Annotated in this window: 21 protein-coding genes; 13 read left to right on the top strand and 8 right to left on the bottom strand. The window is 43.2% G+C overall.

Going from position 1 to position 22,254, the window contains the following annotated elements; translation table 11 throughout:
• Nucleotides 1-12: 12 nt before the first annotated feature.
• The 5 genes from QUB10_RS11925 to QUB10_RS11905 all read right to left on the bottom strand — a co-directional run bounded on the left by QUB10_RS11925 (nucleotide 13) and on the right by QUB10_RS11905 (nucleotide 7,794).
• Nucleotides 13-3,351: an SbcC/MukB-like Walker B domain-containing protein gene (locus QUB10_RS11925; RefSeq protein WP_333202313.1), complete on the bottom strand. Its 3,339-nt coding sequence runs from the start codon at nucleotides 3,349-3,351 to the stop codon at nucleotides 13-15.
• Nucleotides 3,332-3,922: a DUF4194 domain-containing protein gene (locus tag QUB10_RS11920; RefSeq protein WP_333202311.1), complete on the bottom strand. Its 591-nt coding sequence runs from the start codon at nucleotides 3,920-3,922 to the stop codon at nucleotides 3,332-3,334. Before QUB10_RS11920 ends, QUB10_RS11925 begins: the two co-directional genes overlap by 20 nt.
• Before the next feature lie 13 nt (nucleotides 3,923-3,935).
• Nucleotides 3,936-5,387 (bottom strand): DUF3375 domain-containing protein, encoded by a 1,452-nt coding sequence (locus QUB10_RS11915; protein WP_333202309.1) that lies wholly within the window; start codon nucleotides 5,385-5,387, stop codon nucleotides 3,936-3,938.
• A gap of 121 nt (nucleotides 5,388-5,508) precedes the next feature.
• Nucleotides 5,509-6,618, bottom strand: a complete 1,110-nt coding sequence (rlmN, locus tag QUB10_RS11910) for a 23S rRNA (adenine(2503)-C(2))-methyltransferase RlmN (RefSeq protein ID WP_333202307.1) — start codon at nucleotides 6,616-6,618, stop codon at nucleotides 5,509-5,511.
• 108 nt (nucleotides 6,619-6,726) lie between these two features.
• Nucleotides 6,727-7,794, bottom strand: coding sequence for an acyltransferase (locus QUB10_RS11905; RefSeq protein WP_333202305.1), 1,068 nt, complete (start codon nucleotides 7,792-7,794; stop codon nucleotides 6,727-6,729).
• A 308-nt stretch (nucleotides 7,795-8,102) separates the two neighbouring features.
• Here QUB10_RS11905 and lgt point away from each other — a divergent pair, with 308 nt between their 5' ends.
• From lgt to QUB10_RS11885, 4 genes are all read left to right on the top strand, one after another.
• The gene (gene lgt, locus QUB10_RS11900) at nucleotides 8,103-8,996 is read left to right on the top strand and encodes a prolipoprotein diacylglyceryl transferase (protein WP_333202303.1); all 894 of its coding nucleotides are present in this window, start codon (nucleotides 8,103-8,105) and stop codon (nucleotides 8,994-8,996) included.
• Nucleotides 8,997-9,116: 120 nt separating this feature from the next.
• Entirely contained in the window at nucleotides 9,117-9,896 is a 780-nt protein-coding gene (cobM, locus tag QUB10_RS11895; protein WP_333202301.1) for a precorrin-4 C(11)-methyltransferase, read from the top strand.
• A gap of 100 nt (nucleotides 9,897-9,996) precedes the next feature.
• Nucleotides 9,997-10,833, top strand: coding sequence for a dienelactone hydrolase family protein (locus QUB10_RS11890; protein ID WP_333202299.1), 837 nt, complete (start codon nucleotides 9,997-9,999; stop codon nucleotides 10,831-10,833).
• Between the two features lie 153 nt (nucleotides 10,834-10,986).
• Entirely contained in the window at nucleotides 10,987-11,469 is a 483-nt protein-coding gene (locus QUB10_RS11885) for a flavin reductase family protein (protein ID WP_333056840.1), read from the top strand.
• Between the two features lie 51 nt (nucleotides 11,470-11,520).
• On the opposite strand, the gene QUB10_RS11880 is transcribed toward QUB10_RS11885, so the two are convergent.
• Complete coding sequence (locus QUB10_RS11880) at nucleotides 11,521-12,027, bottom strand: pyroglutamyl-peptidase I family protein (protein ID WP_333202297.1); 507 nt, start codon at nucleotides 12,025-12,027, stop codon at nucleotides 11,521-11,523.
• 133 nt (nucleotides 12,028-12,160) lie between these two features.
• On the opposite strand from QUB10_RS11880, the gene hisH reads away from it, so the two are divergent.
• The 8 genes from hisH to QUB10_RS11840 all read left to right on the top strand — a co-directional run bounded on the left by hisH (nucleotide 12,161) and on the right by QUB10_RS11840 (nucleotide 18,565).
• Entirely contained in the window at nucleotides 12,161-12,796 is a 636-nt protein-coding gene (hisH, locus tag QUB10_RS11875; protein ID WP_333202294.1) for an imidazole glycerol phosphate synthase subunit HisH, read from the top strand.
• A 276-nt stretch (nucleotides 12,797-13,072) separates the two neighbouring features.
• Nucleotides 13,073-13,615 carry a 16S rRNA (guanine(966)-N(2))-methyltransferase RsmD gene (gene rsmD / locus QUB10_RS11870; protein ID WP_333202292.1) on the top strand — a complete coding sequence of 181 codons (543 nt, stop codon included), beginning with the start codon at nucleotides 13,073-13,075 and terminating at the stop codon, nucleotides 13,613-13,615.
• A gap of 257 nt (nucleotides 13,616-13,872) precedes the next feature.
• Nucleotides 13,873-15,333 carry a phosphoglucosamine mutase gene (gene glmM, locus QUB10_RS11865; protein ID WP_333202290.1) on the top strand — a complete coding sequence of 487 codons (1,461 nt, stop codon included), beginning with the start codon at nucleotides 13,873-13,875 and terminating at the stop codon, nucleotides 15,331-15,333.
• A gap of 186 nt (nucleotides 15,334-15,519) precedes the next feature.
• Nucleotides 15,520-16,494, top strand: a complete 975-nt coding sequence (gene hpsN, locus QUB10_RS11860) for a hormogonium polysaccharide biosynthesis glycosyltransferase HpsN (RefSeq protein ID WP_333202288.1) — start codon at nucleotides 15,520-15,522, stop codon at nucleotides 16,492-16,494.
• Between the two features lie 31 nt (nucleotides 16,495-16,525).
• Nucleotides 16,526-17,695, top strand: coding sequence for a hormogonium polysaccharide biosynthesis glycosyltransferase HpsO (hpsO, locus tag QUB10_RS11855; RefSeq protein ID WP_333202286.1), 1,170 nt, complete (start codon nucleotides 16,526-16,528; stop codon nucleotides 17,693-17,695).
• A 41-nt stretch (nucleotides 17,696-17,736) separates the two neighbouring features.
• Entirely contained in the window at nucleotides 17,737-18,084 is a 348-nt protein-coding gene (locus QUB10_RS11850) for a hypothetical protein (RefSeq protein ID WP_333202284.1), read from the top strand.
• Nucleotides 18,081-18,260, top strand: a complete 180-nt coding sequence (locus QUB10_RS11845) for a hypothetical protein (protein ID WP_333202283.1) — start codon at nucleotides 18,081-18,083, stop codon at nucleotides 18,258-18,260. Before QUB10_RS11850 ends, QUB10_RS11845 begins: the two co-directional genes overlap by 4 nt.
• Nucleotides 18,261-18,307: 47 nt before the next feature.
• Nucleotides 18,308-18,565, top strand: a complete 258-nt coding sequence (locus QUB10_RS11840) for a hypothetical protein (RefSeq protein ID WP_333202281.1) — start codon at nucleotides 18,308-18,310, stop codon at nucleotides 18,563-18,565.
• A gap of 280 nt (nucleotides 18,566-18,845) precedes the next feature.
• Here the strand turns inward: QUB10_RS11840 and QUB10_RS11835 are convergent, their stop codons facing one another.
• Together QUB10_RS11835 and QUB10_RS11830 are read right to left on the bottom strand one after the other, a co-directional pair.
• Nucleotides 18,846-19,478, bottom strand: a complete 633-nt coding sequence (locus tag QUB10_RS11835) for an RloB family protein (RefSeq protein WP_333202279.1) — start codon at nucleotides 19,476-19,478, stop codon at nucleotides 18,846-18,848.
• The gene (locus QUB10_RS11830; RefSeq protein ID WP_333202277.1) at nucleotides 19,471-20,715 is read right to left on the bottom strand and encodes an ATP-binding protein; all 1,245 of its coding nucleotides are present in this window, start codon (nucleotides 20,713-20,715) and stop codon (nucleotides 19,471-19,473) included. The genes QUB10_RS11835 and QUB10_RS11830 overlap by 8 nt, the downstream gene beginning before the upstream one ends.
• A 99-nt stretch (nucleotides 20,716-20,814) precedes the next feature.
• On the opposite strand from QUB10_RS11830, the gene QUB10_RS11825 reads away from it, so the two are divergent.
• Nucleotides 20,815-22,245 carry a glycosyltransferase gene (locus QUB10_RS11825; RefSeq protein ID WP_333202275.1) on the top strand — a complete coding sequence of 477 codons (1,431 nt, stop codon included), beginning with the start codon at nucleotides 20,815-20,817 and terminating at the stop codon, nucleotides 22,243-22,245.
• Nucleotides 22,246-22,254: the final 9 nt, after the last annotated feature.

Genomic DNA, 22,254 nt, shown 5'->3' with positions numbered 1-22,254 from the left:
CAACAGACGCAGTTAATTTGAAGCAATTTGTCCGAGAGGCTGTTTGTCTACGGACATATTATAAACCTTGGAGTCGTTCTCTTCAATACTGTTTTCAACATAGTAACCAGCTCCTGCATAATGCTCAAGAACTTGAATTTTGTCTTTGGGCGTCACTACCAGAAGCTGAAGATTTAATTGTTTAAATAAATCCATCGCATACCTTGCATTTGTTTCATCTGACTTGCTAAAAGCTTCATCAATCACCACAAAACGAAATGATTGAGATTTAGTTTCATCCTGTACTAATCCAAATTGATAGGCAATAGCTGACGCTAGAATAGTGTAAGCTAATTTAGCCTTTTGCCCGCCCGATTTTCCAGAAGAGTCCGAGTGATATTCCCTCTCCGTATCGTCGGCTTTATTCTTGACGCTGACTGAGAAATTGAGCCAATTACGCACATCGGTGACTCTTGCTGTCCACTTCTCATCTGACTGGAGGCGATCGATCAGCTCTTTAATTTTTTTAAAGCTAGCTTCGTCAGCTTCCGAAGTTCGCTCCACCCCTACATCAGCATAGCACAAACCTTTTTTTAAGAGATTTTTAAATTCCTTAATTTGGTTTTCTCCGTTGGCATCCCATTGGACTTGTATATAAGTCAAGGGTGTATATTCAATCATTTTTAAGGATTGATTGAGATCGTAAATATTGTCTTTAATGTCACTTTCCCATTCTTCTAAAGTATCTTTAAAATTATAAATAGCGCTATTAATTTTCTCATCAAGCAGTTTTTTAAACCTTTGTTCCTGTGTGGGTAAATCATCTCGTTCGATTTTTTCTAGCATTCCCTTGAACTCAGGGATAAATTCTACTGATGCGTCAACATTTGCAGTTTCTGCGGGATAGTCCCCCTTGTAACTACTCATCTTTTTTTCAATGCTGTTTCGCAGAGAATTTAACTTGTTGTTGGCGTCGCTTATTTGAGTTTGGTAAGACTCCTTTACTTGATATTTCAAACTATCAATGTTATCGAGGGTCAGAATTTGATTGCTGAAACTCTCTTCAATATCAGGAGTATAAGTCTGAATCTCTTGGGATGTCGATAAACTTGAGCATTTTTCGCATTCAGCGCTCTGTTTTTGGTAATGCTCGATATCGCGATCGAGAAGAGCCATTTCTCCGTTGGCTTTAGTTTTAGCTGCTTCGTTGTTCTGAATGTCGGCGCTGACATCAGCTAGTTTTCTCTTCAACTCCTCTAAACGATCGCAATTACCCTCTAACTCTTCTTTTTCCTCTACTAGCGTTTGCTTCTCGATCGCGCGCGGTTTCCAGTCGATCGCAGAAAAATCATCGAATCCCAATAACTGTTCTAGCAGATTCTTGTGCCTGTTGCGCTCTTTTTGTTGTGTTTCAATATCCTGTATAGCTTTTTCTACTCGACTAAGCTCTGCTTTACGCTCATTCAATTCAGCTTCACAATCCTTTATTCTCTTAGAATTATCCCACCCCAAAATAGATCTTCTTTTGTTGTCATTGATGGAATGGTGATCGTCTTTTTCATGTCTATTACCCTTCTTAATCAAGCCATTTTTTGTAATCGCATAATTTTCCCGATCGAAGCGATCTAAATCTTGACAACAGATGCAGCTACCATAATTTTTTGATACTTCACTAGCCAGCCAAGCAGTATATTTAGTATCAGATTTAATCTCCAATTTGTTAAACAAGGAATTATCATCTAAGTTTTTGGAGACCAAATCTAAATTTTTATTGTCAACTTTCTGATAAACGACGCGGCCATGCAGGTTAGTGCGATCGACATGTTTATTGAATTGATGGTAGTATTTTTCAGGAACTAAGAGTTGCAGTCCAAAGTTGTGCAGCAGTTTTTCGATCGCCCCTTCCCATTCTTGGCGCTCTCCATCCTTTACCTTCAGCAGTTCGCCCACAAAAGGAATTTCCGCCTCAGCAATTCCCAAATATTTTAATATCTTTTCTCTGATTCGCAAATTGTCAGCAGGAATCTGATTTTTTCGCTGTCTTAAAGATTGCAGTTCTTGATTTAACTCAGTGCAACTATCTTTAACTTGCTTCTCATTATTTTTTTTGTCGTCGCGTTGGGTTTTTAATTCTTCCAGTTCAACATCAACACCTGATTGAGTTTCCCTTGCTTGGATTATAGAACTATTAAATGTATCCAGGTCACTGTAAGTTGGAAATCCTATACCTTTAGCAATTCCATCGTATTTTTCGGCTGCTTGTCGATGATTAGCTATTTGACTGTCTAAAAACTTAATTTCCCGTTCTAAGTCTTTGATTTTCCGTCCGGTTTCATCATTTTCTATAGCGACTGTCAAGTCTTTCTCTTGCTGTCGGAAGCCTTCTAAAAGTCGGCTTATTTCTGATAAATTATGGCTGATTTGAGTATGTTCCTGTTGTTTTTCTGCAATAGCTTTCTGCAACAAACCTATTTTACGCTGAGCAAAATAGGCAGGAACAATTGGCCATACTTTATTTAAATCATCCAGAGTATATTTGACATTTTCGTAACTTTCAGACTCAGCGATTAGCGGTTTCAAAACCTCTAGCTGTTTCTTGGCTTTCTGCATTGCTTCATGGGAAGAGGTTAAATTTTCATAATACTCAATCAGCTCTTTTATTGTATTTTCAACATTAGTTTTTTCCAGCATATGACCGCGCACAAAGTCATTTAATTTGCCAATTTCTTTGATACTGACAGTCTGATTGAATAAATCGAAAGCTTTTTCCGATTCCACACCAAAAATTTTACGAAATCTTTTGCTGTAGTCAGCAAATGTGTGAAATTGTTCAATTTTTACTTTCGGGAAAGATGCCAACTGCTTTTTTAACTCTGGTAAAGTTTTAAAGTCATTGAAATGTTCGGCGATACTCAGTTCGCCGTGGGCAACCAGAAACAACTTTTCAACTCCCTCTTTTACATACAAAACCTGAGCCAGAGTGACGTTCTGTTTGTATCCTTCGTTATAAAAATAAGCGAGTAAAACTGAATAATCATCTTTGGTACGCAGGTACTGCAGTTTAGACTTGTAGTCATCTTCAGCTTTAATTGTGCTGTAGGCTCCGAGTACATATGTCCTTTCGTCTCGCTCTCGCTTTCCTGAACCTGAAGCTAAGTTATAATTCCGCTTTCCATTCGGGACTAATAGTGTCAGTAGTGCGTCAACCAAAGTCGATTTACCGGAACCATTGGCCCCGGTGAGGAAGGAAGTTTTACCGTAGGGTGCGATCGTACCCTGCTTAAAAGTTCCCCAGTTTAATACTTCCAGCCGATGCAAGCGATATCCAGCTTTGGAATTGTCACTCTCAAATTCAAGCATTAGATTTGTCATAAGCTTCTAACCCTTTTTTGATATCCGTCAATGTTTCAGCGGGAATTTTAGCTTTGAGGATGCGGCGAATCTCATATTCGCCTTCTTTATTCTTTAACTCTTTCAAAAAGTGCAACTTGACAACTCGATTGATCGATTCGTCAAATTTTTTCAAAAGCTTTGGGTCATCAGTTTGCTCTGGAAAAAACGGACGCATCAAATCGTGAATTTGATGTTTAGACACAATGCAGCGATCCGAATCAGAGGTGCTGTTATTAAACTCTAGCAATTTCTCGCGTAATAAAACACATAGTACCGTAACTTCGTAGCTCAGGGGAACTCTCTTAACCAGCCTGGGCACTTTCTTTGCTTCCTCGTCGCCATCGTCACCATCTGGCTGCTGTAAAAAAGCATATCCTTCCGCTTCATCTAAATAAAGTCTCAGCCCAATTTTTCCAAAGTATTCTCTGACGTTTTTTTCATTCTTCAATAGCTCACCCCAATCATCCTTATCTTCATCTTCATACAGGATACCCTGTAGTAATTTGATGAGTGCTGGTGCGTAGGATGCGATAATCTCGTTTGTCATCATGAATTTGCTGTGTTTATCTTTTAAAAATAACTTGTGGGAGTGTCAGGTGCAGGATGTTCTGCTTGTCAAAGGAACTTGCCGTAATGCGATCGCTCGCTGAGTCATCGATCGCGTGTTTTGTGTCTTGAGAGGCGATCGCCAAATAAGCAACTACTTCAGACAAACCCTTTTCCACCGGATACTTCTCAATTACTTCAGCTAGCGTTACCCAATCTTTGCCCTCCAATGTTGCTGCAATCTGCCGCTTCAATACTTCCTCATCCACATAACAATAATTTCGCAAAGCATCAATTTGTTCCCTCGGTAGATCAACAGTTGCTTTGCTCAAATTGTAGTTTTTAAAATTCCGATTTTCTGTTGGTTTACCCAACGGTCTTTCCATCAGCAGTTGCACTTCCGGGTCGCCTTCTATCCAAATAAATTCCTCATTTTTGGGAGGATTATCGATCGCCACAAGTGCTAAATTTTTAATCTCTTTAATCAGTTCAATTACTCGTTTGTTCTCGGCGATATGCTGTTCGACCAGCATTTTTCGCAACTGTTCGGCAAGACGATAATTAGATTTAATAATTTTGTCGCTAGCTTGAATCAGACTGCGTTTAATTCTTCGGAGTATGGGATTTTTTTGACCCAAATCTTGAAGTTCTGGCAAGCCATATACCCCATTAATCAGTTGTTCCAATTCTTCCTGTTTAGAAGGATTTCTCAGAAAATCTTGGAAGGCATAGAAGCTGCGCCCCTGATCGGATTTCCTAATGTCTTCATCCCCCTCAATTACCTGTGCCACAACTAACCCCTTTCCCCCCTCCTCTTTTAGCTGTGCCTTTTTCACTTTGTCCGTGATTTCTTTAAAATTTTGCTCGACATCTCCAAAATCAGCAAGGAGTCGGCGGGCCACATCATTAGCTTTTAGAAACCACTCTTTGAGCTTAGATTCGCTGTAGCGTTCAACCTCACCAGTTTGTTTGATTGTGTCGATTTCTTTCTGAATGGCTGCTTTTTGTTTTTCTAATTCGTCTAAACGCGCTGCTGGATCTTCTGTACTTTTGGTGACAATTTCTTTGAGAAGGGAAAATATCTCTAAAAACTGTGATTCAGTGCCAATAAACTCTCTCCTCTTCAAATCTTCCAGCCAACCAATCGCCCGATTAGTACCCGGTGTAAGTTCAAAAACCGGATCGTCATTCTTCGTCTGATAATATTTCTTCAAGAACTGATGATCGCTGTTGCACCAAGTATCCAGGTAAGTCTGTGCTTTCCCACGATATAGTTCCGGTCGATCTTCGCACAGCTTCTCCAAATAATTTTCAAGTTTTTCTACCAGTTGTGATTGGGAAACCGTAATCCGATTTGAAGACTTGAACTCGCGATACAAAAAACTGATAATTAAAGGTGCGTTGTCAGTTCTTAAAAGTTTGAGGCTAGGCTCGTTTTTTAAATCATCTTCTATTTGGTTATGTTTCATATGCCCAGCGTTAAATTATAGATTTAATTGTCGTCCGATTAGCATTTAACCCTTGGCAAATATGAATTATGAATGGTGAATATGTTTTTTTCACCATTCATAACTCATACACTCTTAAAATTTAAACCTCGGATGCCCGCAATTGTCCGCAGGCTGCATCTGCTTCTAAGCCGCGAGAATACCGCACGCTAACTGCAATTTTCTTTTCCTTCAAAGTCGCAACGAAACTGTTAATTCGATTGGGAGTAGGTCGCTTATATTCAGCTTCCTGAATCGGATTGTAAGGAATCAAATTGACGTGACACTGAAAACCGCGCAAGTGAGTTGCTAACTCGGCTGCGTGTTCCGGTAAGTCATTCACACCTGCTAAAAGTACGTATTCAAAACTCAATCTACGCCCAGTCGATCGCACATATTCCCGACATTCTGCGATTAACTCACCCAAAGGATAAGGGCGGGCGCTAGGAATTAACTCTTCGCGCAATCTTTGATTGGAAGCGTGGAGGCTGACGGCGAGGGTAACTTGCAGTTGATGTTCGGCTAGTTGGCTGATGCGATTGCGAATTCCGACTGTGGAAATGGTGATGTTTCGCTGTCCAATTCCCACGTCTTGATTCAAACACTTGACAGCAGCTACCACATTATCGAAATTCAGCAGCGGTTCGCCCATTCCCATAAATACGATGTGGCTGACTCGGCGGCCAAAATCTTGCTGTACAGTCAAAACTTGATCGACGATTTCGTTTACTTCTAAATTGCGCTTGAAACCGCCTTTCCCGGTAGCGCAAAAGTCGCAGCCCATCGCGCAGCCAACTTGGGCTGAGACGCACACAGTCAGCCGTTTATCGGTGGGAATGCCGACAGTTTCAATGATTTGACCGTCTGCCAATTTTAAGAGATACTTTACCGTGGCGTCTGGTGCGACCGATCGATAGTGAATAGTCGATCGCCCGATCGGGATTTTAGCAACTGTCTCGCGCCACTGTTTCGAGAATACAGAAATGTCAGAGATCGATCGCGCACCTTTCTCATAAATCCACTGGTACAACTGCTTTCCGCGATAAGCCGGTTGTCCCTGCTGCTGCACCCACTCCGTTAACTCAGCTAAACTCGCGCCCAGCAAGGGCGGAATTTTACCCGACTCAACAGCCAAAGCAGCAGTCTTGCGAGACTGATTCGCACCCTTGGAATTACCAGAAGAGTACACCTGAGAAACGGAAGTAGGAGACATAGGTCATCAGAAAATTTAAAGCCACCCTCTATTTTAAAACTTCTCGGCCAAAGCTGCCGAGCGGTGACGAAATTGGCGAAAATAGACTTGGTAAATATTTTCTGGCACTTAACTTGATGAGGATGACAAGTGCTTGCGTAGCTTTCCGCATGGCAGCTCTATATACCTATACATTGCATAGGCTAATATAAAGCAAATCAGCATACTCATCACTCCTTGCAAAGGAACAGAAATTTGAGGTAAATAAAGAGAAACCGCTTCCAGTACAATACCGTGTACTAAATAAAGCGAGTAGGAAAGCAAACCAATAAACCGCATCCAACTCCAATTGAGAATTTGAAATACTCCCCAATCGGGAAAACGGATAGCAGCAGTAAAAAGACCATGTAGTGCAATACCTTGAATTGTGTAACGCAATGTAAGTTCATATTCAGGATAACGACATAGAAACGACAAAAGAAGTATAGTAATTCCTCCTGGTAGTACGAAATACTTCCACAGTCTATCCGAGCCATAGGGAGGATCTAATACTGGGTTGCCATGAACCGCTAATGCACAGCCAAACAATATACTATCTATTCTCGTATCTGATAAATGATAGATGCGATATTCATTTGCTCCCATGCCCAACACTAGAACACATCTCCAAATTAGAATAGCTAAGCAAATTCCCCAAAAAATTAACATTTGCCTTTTGGGACTCACACCCCTTTTGACTAAACTTATGTAGAGAAAAGGGAAAAGACAGTAGAAGTGTTCCTCCACCGCCAGAGACCAATATATATTAGTACCCGGAGGTATTCCCTCGCCACCAGCAAAAGTTTCATAATAGTTATAATAATGTAGAACCAGGCTTAAAAAACCTGGGAGTTGGATTTCCCCTTCAAGTACACCTATCAATGTCAAGAAAGCCCCTAGGAATAAGACTACATAAAAGCCCGGCCAAATTCGCACAATGCGTCGTAAATAAAAATGTTTTAAATTAATGAATTGGTTTTTTTCATATTCACGTCTCAGCAAAGTTGTGATCAAATATCCACTGAGAAAGAAAAATACTGTTACCCCAAAGCCTCCCGGGACAATTTTAGTAGCCCCTGCATGAGATAAAAAGACAATGACAAAAGCAATCGTCCTCATTCCGTCCAAGGAAGGAATGTAAAATTTGGATGGTGCCATGATAATTAAAAAAAATCTTTTTTTGATAATAGCATATTAACACCAATAGTTTTTGTATGTCCAGGCCCACTGGCTCTGATATTCCTGGACGCATTTCAAGGTAATTCTGTGATTCTGAGTGTACCCCTTCAGTGCGTCGTGCCACGTCAACAAGGTTGCAATAACAAAAATCTCGACAATAAGGTTAATTTTTGGGGAATTTTGCCAAAAATTGCATCTAAATGACCGCAGCCACCTAAAATAAACTCTGTAGTTTGTTCAATGGTATGCAAATTTGACAGCTTTCCAACACAATTAATGCAACTTTTATGGTGCTAAATATTCTTGCTCTGCCCTTAGCGTTTCAATTTACATCGCCGGGCCCAATTATCTTTGAACTTGGCCCCGTAGCCATCCGCTGGTACGGGCTGTTGATAGCTTCGGCCGTCTTGATTGGGGTCAGTCTGTCCCAATACTTAGCTCAAAAACGCCGCGTCAACCCGGAATTATTGGGTGATTTGGCAATTTGGCTGGTTTTGGGCGCTATTCCCTGTGCTCGAATTTATTACGTGGCTTTCGAGTGGCAGCAATACGCCCAGAGGCCTGAAGATATTATTGCGATTTGGAAAGGCGGAATTGCCATTCACGGGGCGATTTTGGGTGGCACGATCGCAGCTTTAATTTTTGCGAAAATTCAGCGAGTTTCTTTTTGGCAATTGGCAGATTTAATCGCGCCTTCGGCAATTCTCGGTCAGGCGATCGGACGCTGGGGAAATTTCTTTAACTCCGAAGCTTTTGGCAGTCCTACGGATTTGCCTTGGAAACTCTATATTCCGCCAAACAGTCGCCCGCCCGCCTACGCTAATTTTGAATACTTCCACCCCACATTTCTCTACGAATCCCTGTGGAATTTGACAGTATTTGGGTTGCTTCTGACTTTATTTTTTCGCGATTTGCAGGGCAAAATCCGCTTGAAAACTGGTGCTTTATTTTTGGTTTATATCGCAGCTTACAGTTCCGGTAGAGTCTGGATTGAAGGGTTGCGGACTGATAGTTTGATGTTCGGGCCGCTGCGGACGGCACAGATGGTAAGCTTGACTGGGATTGTTTTAGGGTTGGGCGGGTTAGCTTGGCTTTATTTGCTCGATCGACCTTTACCCGATGTTGTCTCCCCCAATAGCGATCGGGCAAAGATCACTCAGAAATCCCCAGAGGATCAATAAAAAACCCCAGAGAGGTTAGTCTCTAGGGTTCAAAACCAGGGTGCATCTACCATCTCTTACTTCCAACCAAAATAGGTACATCCGGAAGCGTCCGTAAATTTAGCAAATTTTTTAGCAGCCATGAGTTTGACAGAGATTAAATCCCTAATTCCAGGGGTATACATTGTAGGTGCAGGCCCGGGAGACCCGGATTTGTTGACTGTTAAGGCTCAAAAATTACTGGCTGCAGCCGATGTCATATTATTTGCTGACTCGCTAGTCCCAGAGCAAATTTTGCAGGGGGTGCGCGCAGATGCTGAAGTTATTCAAACTGCGGATAAGACCCTCGAAGAGATTGTACCTTTGATGGTGCAACGAGTGCAGGCCGGTAAAAGCGTCGTCCGCCTCCATTCCGGCGATCCCTGTCTCTACGGGGCTGTTGGCGAACAAATGCAAGCTTTGGCTTCAGAGGGAATTGCTTTTGAGGTAATTCCGGGAATTAGCGCTTTCCAACTTGCAGCGGCTAAACTTAAAATTGAGTTGACAGTTCCGGGAGTTGTGCAGACAATTATTTTGACGCGAATTAGCGGCAGAACCGAAGTACCGGAACGCGAAGAATTGGCGAGTTTAGCGGCTCATCAAGCGAGTTTGTGCCTGTATTTGAGTGCCCGCCATGTCGAAAAAGCTCAAGCTAAATTGATGGAACATTACCCATCTGATTTGCCGGTAGCGATTTGTTATCGGTTGGGCTGGCCAGATGAAAAAATTGTGCTAGTTCCCCTTGACAAAATGGCAGTTGCTACCCGCGAAAATAATTTGCTCAGAACGACAATGTATGTGATTAGTCCGGCGTTGGGAAAATCAGCACAAGGGCGATCGCGCTTGTACCATCCAGATCACGATCGGCTTTTCCGTCAGTAGTCAGTTGGCAGTTGGCAGTTGGCAGTTGCAATGCCCAATTCCCAATGCCCAATGCCCAATGCCCAATGCCCCATTCCCCATTCCCCATTCCCCATTCCCGATGAAAGATTTAACTCGCAGACAATTTATCATTGTCACCGCATTAAGCGCCGGATTTACCTTAGCAGTTCATCCTATTGCGGCTGCCGTTATCAATACGGATGCTGCTGGTTTAGTTGCCGGTGAGGTAAAAATTCCCGTAAAAGACGGCTCAATTCCAGCCTACAGAGCAATGCCAGCCAGCGGCAGCAATTTTCCAGTAATTTTAGTAATTCAAGAAATCTTCGGAGTTCACGCGCACCTTCAAGATATTTGCCGCCGTTTGGCAAAATTAGGTTATTTAGCGATCGCCCCAGAAATGTTTGCCCGTCAAGGTGATGTTTCTAAAATGACCGACATTCAAGAAATTAGGAGTAAAGTTGTCTCGAAAGTTCCTGACGAGCAAGTTATGTCCGATTTAGATGCAACCGTAGATTGGGCACAAAAGTCAGGAAAAGGCAATATTAATAAGTTGGGAATTACAGGATTTTGCTGGGGTGGCAGAATTGTTTGGCTGTACTCTTCCCATAACCCGAAAGTCAAAGCTGGAGTGGCTTGGTACGGGCGTTTGGTTGGCGATTCTACGGCTTTAACTCCCAAACAGCCGATCGACATTGCAGCCAGTTTGAAAGTGCCTGTCTTGGGGCTTTACGGCGGCAAAGACGAGGGAATTCCCAACGATACAGTTGAGAAAATGCAGGAAGTTCTCAAAACTGGCAGCAGTGGTTCGGAAATTGTGCTTTATCCAGATGCGCCGCACGCTTTTAACGCCGACTATCGCCCCAGTTACCGGGAAAAAGAAGCTGAGGATGCTTGGAAACGGATGCAAGATTGGTTTAAAAAGTATGGAGTTTCTTGATAGTTGTGAGTTGTTAATTTTGACTTAAAACTGGTGTCAAGTTTGGGATCGAAAAAGGCAATATTAGCGAATAGCCCTGAAGACAGTTGGGTTTGTGGGCCCTCCAAAAGGTAAACTGGGCGATGTAGAATTATCGATCGAACAGGTAAGCCCGTGCTAGACGAACAAGCTAAAAAGACCATCTTGCGGAAAATCCCTCACGGATTGTACATCTGCGGTGTCAAAGACGGGGAGGAAGTCAACGGTTTCACCGCTAGCTGGGTGATGCAATCTTCCTTTACCCCTCCCTTAGTTGTCAACTGCGTCAAGCAAGACTCCAAATCCCACGCCATGATCAAAGCCAGCGGTGTCTTTGCTTTGAGTTTCCTAGAAGCGGGACAGAAAGAATTAGCCCAGAAATTCTTCAAGCAGCAGCGCCGCGTTGGCAATAAATTTGAGGATGTAGAATTTTATCCGGGCGCGGAAACTGGTTGTCCGATTATCTCGGATTCTCTGGGTTACATCGAGTGCAAAGTTGTCGGGGCTGTGGAACACGGGGATCACACGGTTTATGTGGGAGAAGTTTTGGCAGCCGGCGTCCACCGAGAAGGCAATCCGTTGCTGCTAGAAAGCACCGGTTGGAATTACGGCGGCTAAAGACCTCTGGCAGTTGGCAACTGGCAGTTGTCAGTTGTCAGTTGTCAGTTGTTAAGGGAGGCGAGTTAAAATTAATAAAAAATCGGCGACAATTTTGTCGGCATTTTCTTCGGTCAAAATTGGTACGTGTACGAAAATACATTTGGTGCTAAGTTGAGAATCTGCAAGGTGTTTTAAAACTGCATAATACAGGGCTTCGCAAACAAATTTTCCGGCTTCGTGACTGATTTCTGTTGCAGCTAAATCAGCGACTAGCGGTTCGAGATTAACTGCGGTTTTCAGAATGTCGCTATCGCAGCAAGCGCAGGATTCTACGGTTAATTTTTGCCGACTTTCGGCCATGCCGCAGCAGATAATAGTGTCGGGTTGGAGTTGGTTGATTTGGGCGATCGCCAAATTCGGTGCTAGCTGGAAATCTACTGGCAGTTTCCTCAAAAAAATCAGGGAATCAGGCAAAGATTTTCTCTGGGAAATCTTGGCTAATAAGTCGTCCGAAGAGTTGGATTGCTGATGTGGAAGCCAAGTATCAAATGAGGTTAGCAGGATTTTGGTTGTCATAAATGATGGGGGATTGTTAACTGTTAACTGTTAACTGTTGACTGTTGACTGTTGACTGTTGACTAATGACTAATGACTAATGACTAATTGTATGCAATAATACTGATATTGATAATATAAGGCAAGTAAGTCAATGTCTGTCATTGCAGTAGTGGACTATGACATGGGCAATCTGCACTCGGTCTGTAAAGGCTTGGAAAATGTGGGTGCAGTGCCAAAAATTACAGATTCTCCTGCTATAATCGAGCAGGCTGATGCGGTGGTTTTGCCGGGAGTTGGTTCGTTTGACCCGGCAATGCAGAATTTACGATCGCGCAATTTGATAGAACCGATAAAAAGGGCGATCGCATCGGGAAAACCTTTTTTAGGCATTTGTTTGGGTTTGCAAATTCTGTTTGAAAGTTCCGAAGAAGGCGTAGAACCGGGATTGGGCGTTATTGCCGGAAAAGTGCGCCGATTTCGCTCGGAACCTGGTTTGACAATTCCCCACATGGGATGGAATCAATTGGAATTTCCTGGGCCGGATTTGCCGCTGTGGGAAAATTTACCGTCTGATCCTTGGGTTTATTTCGTGCATTCTTATTATGTCGATCCAGTTGATTTGGAAGTGCGATCGGCAATTGTGACTCACGGTAGTCAAAACGTGACGGCGGCTATAGCTAAAGACAATTTGATGGCCGTGCAGTTTCACCCGGAAAAGTCTTCGAGTACGGGATTGCAAATGCTGTCAAATTTTGTCAGTCTGGTGAGGGAAAAAGTACCTGCTTAGGTGGCATGAGTCTTAAAAAACCCGGTAGATTGCCGAAACCGGGTTTGACATTTTTAAAAGTCTTCTTCCTTATTGCCTCTTCCTGAAATCCGTTACATCTGATATGTTGCACCATTCTCAATTACTTGTTTAGGAACAGGCTTTTCGGCCTGTTCCACAAGAAAATTCACTCTTTGTGGAACGGGCCGAAAAGCCTGTTCTTGAGAATGGTGCAAGATGTGAGTTACATCCGTTACATCCGTTACAAAATCCGTTGCCGAACTTCCTTCTTCCTAAATGACTTTAAGAATCAGTGGCAATCGCCAAATCAAAACCCTGCCGGGACTCGCAACTCGCCCTACACCTTCGCGAGTCAGAGAAGCTTTATTTAATATTTGGCAAGGGACGATCGCACATTGCAGATGGCTTGACATTTGTACCGGCAGCGGTTCGATGGGTGCAGAAGCTTTGTGTCGTCAAGCCGCGAGTGTCACAGGCATCGAACAGTCGGCGAAAGCTTGTGCGATTATCCGCGAAAACTGGGAGCAAGTAGCAGACTCATCCCAAACATTCCAAATACTGCGGGGAAACGCGACGGCGAAATTGGCAACACTAGCGGGGCAGCAGTTCGATCGCATTTACTTCGATCCGCCCTACGCCAGCGACTTGTACGAACCTGTGTTAAACACGATCGCCAGCCAAGAAATGCTAGCACTCCTCGGCGAAATCGCGATCGAACACAGCCCGGAGCGATCGATACAACCGATTTCCGGCCTAGAAATTTGCCGCCATAAAATATACGGCAATACAGCATTAACCTTCTACACACGCAGTGGCTGACAGCCTCAAACAGCAGCAGCCTCACTCCTCGACGCAGAAAGAAACCCGGTTTCATGGCGTTGGCGCGCCCCGGTACTAAAAGTTTTTCCCTTGGATACAATACAAATTTTTCCGATGAAGTTAAGCTTTGGGCGTAGGTTGTCAGAGCAAGTTGCCAAAGCAATCGACGAAATAAATGGAGTTTAGGCTGAAAATAAAGACTTTCAGTTGTAACATGAACCCAAAGTGTGAGTGTGAATATTCCTAAAGGAGTGAATATGGTTCAGACACCTTCGCGCCCTCGTGGCAGCGAGTTTCCGGCTGCTAACTCGGTACAGCCAGTCAAACGCGATACGATTCTGCTGGGAGATAGCCTCCCCCTGCCCAATACCAAACTCTTCGGCACAGACGGCATTCGCGGGAAAGTTGGAGAATTGCTGAATGCACCCCTAGCCCTGCAAGTGGGCTTCTGGGCTGGACAAGTTCTACGGCAACATTCCCCCAACCAGGGCCCTGTGATTTTGGGACAAGACAGCAGGAATTCCAGCGATATGCTGGCAATGGCACTGTCAGCGGGTTTGACGGCCGCCGGTTTGGAAGTGTGGAATTTGGGATTGTGTCCCACTCCCTGCGTTGCTTATCTGGCAAGCGTTTCGGAGTCGGTCGGCGGAGTGATGATTTCGGCTTCTCACAATCCCCCAGAAGACAACGGCATTAAATTTTTCGGCTCAAACGGATCGAAGCTGTCGCAGCAGTTGCAGGAACAAATCGAAGCGGGAATCCGAGGGGCAAAGGTTCCAATTTCTAGCTTGGGTTGGGGACACCACTACCATCGGTCTGAGTTGGTTAAAGATTATGCCACTTCGCTCTGTGATTCGCTGCAACAGATGAATTTGGAGGGAATGCGGATAGTTTTGGATTTGGCTTGGGGGGCGGCCGCGGGTTTGGCGCCGGCGGTGTTCGCGCAAATGGGGGCGGATGTTATCTGTTTGCACGACTCTCCTGATGGCGATCGTATTAATGTTAACTGCGGTTCTACTCATCTCGACAGTTTGCAAGCGGCTGTTTTGGAACACAATGCCGATTTGGGCTTTGCTTTTGACGGCGATGCCGATCGAGTTTTGTGTGTTGACAACCAAGGGCGAACGATTGACGGCGATTACATTCTTTATCTGTGGGGCCGGCAGTTGCGCGACTCCGAACAGTTACCATCCAATTTAATTATTTCTACTGTAATGGCTAACCTCGGCTTCGAGCGAGCTTGGGAAGAATTGGGGGGCAAACTAACTAGAACAAACGTGGGAGATCAGTACGTTCACGCTGAAATGCAGCGCACTGGTGCGATGTTGGGCGGCGAACAGTCTGGACACATTCTTTGTCCGCATTATGGTGTCAGCGGCGACGGTTTGCTGACAGCTTTGCATTTGGCTTCGCTGGTGCGCCAGTCCGGGGAATCTTTGGCACAATTGGTAAGTGGCAGTTTCCAAACTTATCCGCAGTTGTTGCGAAATATTCGGGTGGACGATCGCGAAAAACGCCTGAAATGGCACGAGTGCGAGGCAATGCAAAGTGCGATCGATCGTGCTACAACAGCAATGGGAGAACAGGGACGGGTTTTGGTTCGCGCTTCTGGCACTGAACCGCTAATCCGAGTTATGGTGGAAGCGGCCAGCGCCGAATTGGCTAATTTCTGGACTGAAAATTTAGTTTTAGCCGTTCAGCAACACATCGCTATCTGATGGAAATGGGGAAGTGCTAGAACTTTTGAATTTTGAGTTTTGAGTTTTGAGTTGAAATCTTTTAATTCAAAATTCATAAATCAAAATTTCTAACTATTAATTTCGAGTTTTAATCAACTTCTCCAAAAATAACGAGGGGGGCAGGCATCCTGCCTACCCTTAACTTTATTTTCACTCAATTGTGTGATGATGATTTCTGTTGTGATACCTACCTACAACCGCGAGCAACCTCTGCGAGAGACATTGGCTGATGCGATTAGGCAAAATTACCCGAATTTTGAAGTGCTGGTAATTGATCAAACTCGCACCCACGAATCGGAAACTCAAGTTTATTTAGAGGAATTGGCAAATGCTGGCCAAATTCGCTGGTTTAGAGTAGATTGGGCGAGTTTACCGGCGGCTCGAAATTATGCAGTGCGGCGCGCAGTTGGAGAAATTATTTTATTTATTGATGATGATGTACAATTGCCAGATGGTTTTTTGGCGGCTCACGCTGACAATTATTTAGAAAAACCCGATGTGGGATGTGTGGCGGGCAGGGTTTTTGACAGAATGAAACTCGATAATTCTGGAGGCGATTTGGCGATCGAATATTTGCCCTCAGAAGCTATGGATGCTGGCATTGCCTGGTATTTTATCGATTTGGTGCATACAGTCAAACCCCAGCAGGTGCTATCGGCTAGAGGCTGTAATATGTCTTTTCGCCGGCAGGTTTTTGCCGAATGCGGGCTGAGGTTTGACGAGCGGTTTGCAGGGAGTGCGGTGCGGGAGGAGTCGGATTTTTGTTTGAGATTGCGATCGACTGGCATGAAAATTTGGTACGATCCCAATGCCTGTTTAGTTCACTTGGGGGAAGAGAGCGGGGGCTGTCACGATGTCAGCACGCGATCGATCGAGTATCAAATCACATTTTATCACAACCATTTCCTCATGGGATTGAAAAATTTAACAGCCTTTCAATGCCTGCGATTTTTTGCCAAACTCTTTGACTGCCACGTTTTGGGAAATCCACCTTGTTATAAAAGCGCCTCGCCTATTAAAATTATAACTAGATTTGCTTTTTATATCCTGGGTTTTCTCAGTGCTATAAATACAGTAATTCAATCTCTGTGGAATGATGGACAAAGTTATAGCCATCAAGACAAGATTAATAATCAATAATTACCTATTCCCCATTCGCCCTTCCCAATAAATGAGAATTCTCGTGGCTAGTCACACCTATATTGTGGACATTAATCGGGAAAAATTCAAGATATTAGCCAACCTAGAACCCGATATTGAAGTAACAGTTGTAGTGCCGCAGCGTTGGAAACCGGGAGGCGTACAAAATAAAATTATAGAAACGCAATTTTATCAAAAAGGCTCATTTAAAGTAGTCCCCGTCTCCAACTTTAGTCAAAATAATCAAGGCTTGCTAACTTTTGGTACAGATTTAATTGAAGTTCTGCAGAAAATTAAACCGCAGATAATTCAAGTTGAACAAGGTTCAAAATCTATTGCTTGCGCTCAGTTGATTCTACTAAACAAACTGCTCAAAATGCAAGCCAAAAATATATTATTTACTTGGTGGAATTTGCCTTATCAATTAAATTGGCCGATTTCAGTCTTAGAAAATTACAATCTTCAGCACACCGACGGAATTATTGCAGGCAACCTAGATGGAGCTAAAATTTTGCGGCAGCGGGGCTATCAAGGTGCGGTAAAAGTAATGCCACAACTCGGAGTAGATGAAGCTTTGTTTCGCCACACTGGTAAAGACGCTGATTTATCGCGCAGGTTCGGTATTGAACAGACCGATTTTGTGGTAGGATTTGTAGGGCGATTTGTCGAAGAAAAAGGATTGTTGACTTTAGCTGAAGCCTTGGCAGGGTTGAAAAAAAATTCTTGGAAGTGGCTGTTAGTAGGACAAGGAAAATTGCGGACGCACCTCGCCGAAAAATGTATTGAATGGGGAATCAGCGACCGAATAATCTGGGTAGAAAGCGTTTCCCACGAAGAAATTCCCCCTTACATTAACTTAATGAACTGTTTGGTATTGCCCTCGCAAACCAGCTATAAATTCAAAACTTTGACCACTGTGGGCTGGAAAGAACAATTTGGTCACGTTTTAATTGAAGCGATGGCTTGTCACATTCCGGTTATTGGTTCCGACTGCGGGGAAATTCCCCACGTCATCGGCGATGCGGGCTTATTATTCCCCGAAGGAAATGCAGGGGTTTTGCGAGAGTGTTTGCAGAAATTAATGGAGCGGCGGGAGTTGGCGGCCGATTTGGGCGATCGGGGTTATCATAGAGCGATGAGCAATTATACTAATCAAGCTTTAGCTGAGCAGTTGTTGGAATTCTACAAAGAATTGTTGTAACTTTTAGCTATAATGCAAGTGTTAAATAATAACTTTGGTAAATGTCTATTCCTTCCGAGATACGCTCTTTGGTTGACGAGCTCTACCAGGTACTAGACGATAGCGAGCGCCAAGCAACGCAGGGACTTTTTGCACTTAGAAGAGCCATGTCTCTTTTTCCCCAGAATGAAATACTGATGCAATACTTTTCTTCCATCACCAATTTTCAATTCAACGTAGCAGGTACTCGCTTACAAGCAGAGCACATTGTGGGCAATGTATTGATGGCTGGTGTGCCGGATGAAGATGTTCAAAAAGCCGGAGATTATTTAGCAGCTTTGCTAAAGATGGCTCCCGAATCGAGAATTATGATTGACAAAGTAGTGGAGAGATTAGAAGCATTGCCATGAAACAATTACCTGATGAAAGCCTACTCCAGGAAATCCTGGAAATTGTGAAAGCTGCGGAAGCCAAAGCCAGTGAAATGTATGAATTTTCCAAGACAATGGCTCACAATACCCAAATTACAGCAACAAAAAGAGAGGAAGCTGAACAGCTAGACGGGCAGCCTTTTGCAGATAATTAAATTTGTAATGGGAGATGTTGGTATGTTGATTTAAATAACTATCCCTCATGCGGATTCTCCAAATTATCCCCTCAATTTCCCTCGTCTACGGCGGGCCGAGTCAAATGGTACTCAGACTTTCTGCGGCCCTCGCTTCCCAAGGCATTGATGTCACAATTATCACTACAGATTCTAACGGAGATATCGGTCAACTTCCTTTAGATGTTCCTTTAAATCAACCAATAAAACAAAGCGGTTATCAAATTATTTATTTCCGCTGTTACCCGTTTCGTAGATATAAGTTTTCTCTCTCGTTATTGCAGTGAAAGTTGCAGGGCTTACGCATGGGGCGGCTAGAAACCCGCTTTCTACGAGTTTTGCGACGAGTCAATCGATTTTAAATTTTAGATTTTAGATTTTAGATTGAAGCCTTGACCCCACGGATAAATACGTTCGGCAAGTTTCATCGGATATACGTTTTTTATTTCTGGACGGATGAATCCGCGGGCTTGTATCCTGGATGCTTTCGGTCACGAGAAATATACGAAGAAACCGGGTGTTTGAGGTCTTTTGATTATCAGATGTATGTACTGCCAAAATTCCTCATCAATCAGGAAGAAAACTGTTAAGTTCTTCGACTAGCAAATGTACTGTTGTTGAAGGATTGTCCGTTTCAGGATTGGGGCGATCGTATTCCTGTAAAAGCCGTTTGGCGTGTTTAATTGCATCCTGCTGTTTGTCTTTTAGTTCCTCATAAATCGTCTCGCTGTTTTTCTTATACTCGTGTCCCAATAACTTGGTTAGCATATTTTGATAATCCTGGCGAGAAATTCCCGTATTATAAAAATGGAAGTGCAGCAAATACCACAATTCAAAAGCATCATTTGAATAAGCTACGTCAATGCCGTTATTTCTTGCAAGAGTTATGGCTGAATTAAAATTTTGCGAGTCGTTAGGATTTTTAGGGTTTTTATCGCGATCGAACACGCACCAAAATCGGTCTTTTTCGTCGGATTCTGTGTCGTTTTTTAACTCAATAGCTTTTTCTACTAAACTCTTCGTATTTTTTCCTTCTCCTTTGATATCCAGCTTAATTACATTTGTGTCTACCGGGAAACTTCTAAAATAGTTGGGTTCTGTTTTCTCACCTTCGCACACGATTAAAAACCATCTTCTAGTTTTAACCTTTCTATTGTAGTAATCAATATTTGTTCTTCTAGACGAACTTTTTTTATTCATGAAGTTCACCTATTAGTTCTTTAAAATTACCAATAAAAGGGATAGCGCCATACTTGCCGATAATGTAATCGCGCTCGAATGAGGCATCTTTTCCGACTTTATACTCTACCAAAGAGTACAAATCAGTAGCGCCTTTGTTGTCTTTTTCGGTAAACCATATTTGATCTTTGCGAAAACTTTTACTACTGAGCAAGTTTGTGTCGTGTGTAGTGAATATAAGCTGTGCGTTGTGCGGATTAGTCTCGTTAGAATTGAATAAGCAGATTAATTCGCGAGTAATCAGCGGATGAAGTCTGGCATCAAGTTCATCAATTAATAAAATTTTTCCTGTCCTTAAAGTATCCAGGAGAATGCCTGCTAATGCAAATAGTTTGTTTGTTCCCTCGGATTCATGCGTTTCGATATCGAATGATTCGATCGAAGTTCGCTTACCGTCAGCATCATATTTCGGGTGAACTGTTTTCACGCCTACTTCATATATACCGAACATAGCGGTTTTCTGGGAAATATACTTTTTGATTTGAATATCAGCAATCCCTAAGTCTAATTTCTTGATAAATTCAATAATATCATGTCTGTGGCGATCGTTCTCAAAAGACTCTAAAGTTTCCTCGCGGTATTGTGTATCTTGCAAGCCTGATATCAATTGCAAAGTTTTACTGAACCACAGCAATATTTTGCCAGAAATTTTACCATTAAATTGTGCGACTACAGAAAGAAATAAAGCATTACTTCGGGTTTTATCGCTAATGCCTTGTCCCTCTGGGAAATCATCTAATATATAATTATCAAAATCCCGTTCAAAAAGCATTTTTTCTTCACTGTCATCAGCTTGAAATAGCCACTCAGAAACAACTTCCCGCGCGTTCACCTCAAAACCGTACCTAAAAGTTTTGCCTTCGAGTAGAAAAACGATTTCAAAGAAAGACGGCTCTTTTTCTGTCTCCGTACTTAGCCTGAATGCTTCAATATCGATCGCGTCTGAAACTTGCGTTTCTTTGGATGAGTTGAGGACAAACCATTTCATAAAGTTAATAGCAGCAACAATGTTGCTCTTACCACTGGCGTTAGCTCCATAAATAGCAGCACTTTTGAGTAAGCTTAACTTATCATTAATTGGGAATACATTATTTTCATCCAGCTCTTTGTCTTCCTCAGTAATTGACGAAGCTACCAGGCTGAGGGTGACAGTTTCTTTAAAAGATTTGTAGTTGCCGACGCTGAATCCAATCAGCATAACTTGCCTCCGATCGCCTAAATTAGTATAACGTGCAAATTTTGCAATTCTTTCTATAATAACACAACCAGCTACCTCAGCTAACACCAAGTGCTAACCATGCGAATTCTCCAAATTATCCCCTCAATTTCCCTCGTCTACGGCGGGCCGAGTCAAATGGTACTCGGACTTTCTGCGGCCCTCGCTTCCCAAGGCATCGATGTCACAATTATCACCACAGATTCTAACGGAGATATCGGTCAACTTCCTTTAGATGTTCCTTTAAATCAACCAATAAAACAAAGCGGTTATCAAATTATTTATTTCCGCTGTTCTCCGTTTCGTAGATATAAGTTTTCTCTCTCGTTATTGCAGTGGTTAAATGAAAACGCGCGACAGTTTGACTTGGCTCACATTCACGCTCTTTTCTCACCAGTAACTACCCTCGCGGCTACAATTGCAAGATATCATCATTTGCCATATATTATGCGTCCCTGCGGTATGCTTGACCCTGCCGATTTGCAGAAAAAAAAGCGCTTGAAACAGATTTATGCCACGCTTTTAGAACGCCCTAATTTAGCAGGTGCTGCTGCAATTCATTTCACAAGTAAAGAAGAGGCTAAAATCTCAGAAAGATTTGGTTTGGGTAGCACAGGCAAGATGCCTGTGCCACGGGATTTGGACTCCACAGGCAAGATGCCTGTGCCACGGGATTTGGACTCCACAGGCAAGATGCCTGTGCCACGGGATTTGGACTCCACAGGCAAGATGCCTGTGCCACGGGATTTGGACTTCACAGGCAAGATGCCTGTGCCACGGGATTTGGACTCCACAGGCAAGATGCCTGTGCCACGGGATTTGGACTTCACAGGCAAGATGCCTGTGCCACGGGATTTGGGCAGCACAGGCAAGATGCATGTGCCACGGGATTTGGTGATTCCATTGGGGGTGACAGCAGGTTTGTTTCCTAAGAGATTGCGAGAATCTCAAGTGCCAATTATCTTATTTATGTCGCGAATTGAACCTAAAAAAGGGCTTGATTTGTTAATTCCAGCATTAGAAAGTATTTGGGCATCTGGCATAGAGTTTCACTTTATTTTAGCTGGTTCAAATCCCCAAGATGCTGATTATGAAACACAAATTAAAGTACAAATTCACAATTCAAGCTTAGCAAAATACACAACAATAACTGGCTTTGTGAGCGGTGATTTAAAAGTTGAACTATTGACAAAAGCCGACTTATTTGTATTGCCTTCTTATTACGAAAACTTTGGCATTGCTGTAGCAGAAGCAATGGCCGCGGGTGTACCTGTCGCCATTTCCGATCGCATACATATTGCGGAAGACATACAGCAAGCAGAAGCTGGTTGGGTAGAACCTTTGGAAATAGGGGCGATCACCAATTCAATCAAATCAGCACTTCTCAATCCACAGGAGCGCCAACGGCGGGGATTGAACGGTCAAGAGTATGCCAAAAAGCATTATAACTGGGAGGCGATCGCCCAACAAACCATCGATGCTTACCAGCAGATTTTGTCATCTACTAACTAATGCAACAGC

Origin of the sequence: Microcoleus sp. B5-D4 (assembly GCF_036705145.1) — a bacterium.
Classification (GTDB): Bacteria; Cyanobacteriota; Cyanobacteriia; order Cyanobacteriales; family Microcoleaceae; genus Microcoleus.
Note: the sequence above shows the minus strand (reverse complement) of the source record. Positions and strands in the feature narration are given on the sequence as shown.

Coding starts and splice junctions, on each gene's coding strand:
- QUB10_RS11845 (WP_333202283.1), top strand. CDS start 18,081: ATGAAACAATTACCTGATGAAAGCCTACTCCAGGAAATCCTGGAAATT.
- lgt (WP_333202303.1), top strand. CDS start 8,103: ATGGTGCTAAATATTCTTGCTCTGCCCTTAGCGTTTCAATTTACATCG.
- QUB10_RS11925 (WP_333202313.1), bottom strand. CDS start 3,351: ATGACAAATCTAATGCTTGAATTTGAGAGTGACAATTCCAAAGCTGGA.
- rlmN (WP_333202307.1), bottom strand. CDS start 6,618: ATGTCTCCTACTTCCGTTTCTCAGGTGTACTCTTCTGGTAATTCCAAG.
- glmM (WP_333202290.1), top strand. CDS start 13,873: ATGGTTCAGACACCTTCGCGCCCTCGTGGCAGCGAGTTTCCGGCTGCT.
- hpsN (WP_333202288.1), top strand. CDS start 15,520: ATGATGATTTCTGTTGTGATACCTACCTACAACCGCGAGCAACCTCTG.
- QUB10_RS11915 (WP_333202309.1), bottom strand. CDS start 5,387: ATGAAACATAACCAAATAGAAGATGATTTAAAAAACGAGCCTAGCCTC.
- QUB10_RS11905 (WP_333202305.1), bottom strand. CDS start 7,794: ATGGCACCATCCAAATTTTACATTCCTTCCTTGGACGGAATGAGGACG.
- QUB10_RS11850 (WP_333202284.1), top strand. CDS start 17,737: ATGTCTATTCCTTCCGAGATACGCTCTTTGGTTGACGAGCTCTACCAG.
- QUB10_RS11825 (WP_333202275.1), top strand. CDS start 20,815: ATGCGAATTCTCCAAATTATCCCCTCAATTTCCCTCGTCTACGGCGGG.
- QUB10_RS11880 (WP_333202297.1), bottom strand. CDS start 12,027: ATGACAACCAAAATCCTGCTAACCTCATTTGATACTTGGCTTCCACAT.
- cobM (WP_333202301.1), top strand. CDS start 9,117: ATGAGTTTGACAGAGATTAAATCCCTAATTCCAGGGGTATACATTGTA.
- hpsO (WP_333202286.1), top strand. CDS start 16,526: ATGAGAATTCTCGTGGCTAGTCACACCTATATTGTGGACATTAATCGG.
- hisH (WP_333202294.1), top strand. CDS start 12,161: ATGTCTGTCATTGCAGTAGTGGACTATGACATGGGCAATCTGCACTCG.
- QUB10_RS11920 (WP_333202311.1), bottom strand. CDS start 3,922: ATGATGACAAACGAGATTATCGCATCCTACGCACCAGCACTCATCAAA.
- QUB10_RS11840 (WP_333202281.1), top strand. CDS start 18,308: ATGCGGATTCTCCAAATTATCCCCTCAATTTCCCTCGTCTACGGCGGG.
- QUB10_RS11830 (WP_333202277.1), bottom strand. CDS start 20,715: ATGCTGATTGGATTCAGCGTCGGCAACTACAAATCTTTTAAAGAAACT.
- rsmD (WP_333202292.1), top strand. CDS start 13,073: ATGACTTTAAGAATCAGTGGCAATCGCCAAATCAAAACCCTGCCGGGA.
- QUB10_RS11835 (WP_333202279.1), bottom strand. CDS start 19,478: ATGAATAAAAAAAGTTCGTCTAGAAGAACAAATATTGATTACTACAAT.
- QUB10_RS11890 (WP_333202299.1), top strand. CDS start 9,997: ATGAAAGATTTAACTCGCAGACAATTTATCATTGTCACCGCATTAAGC.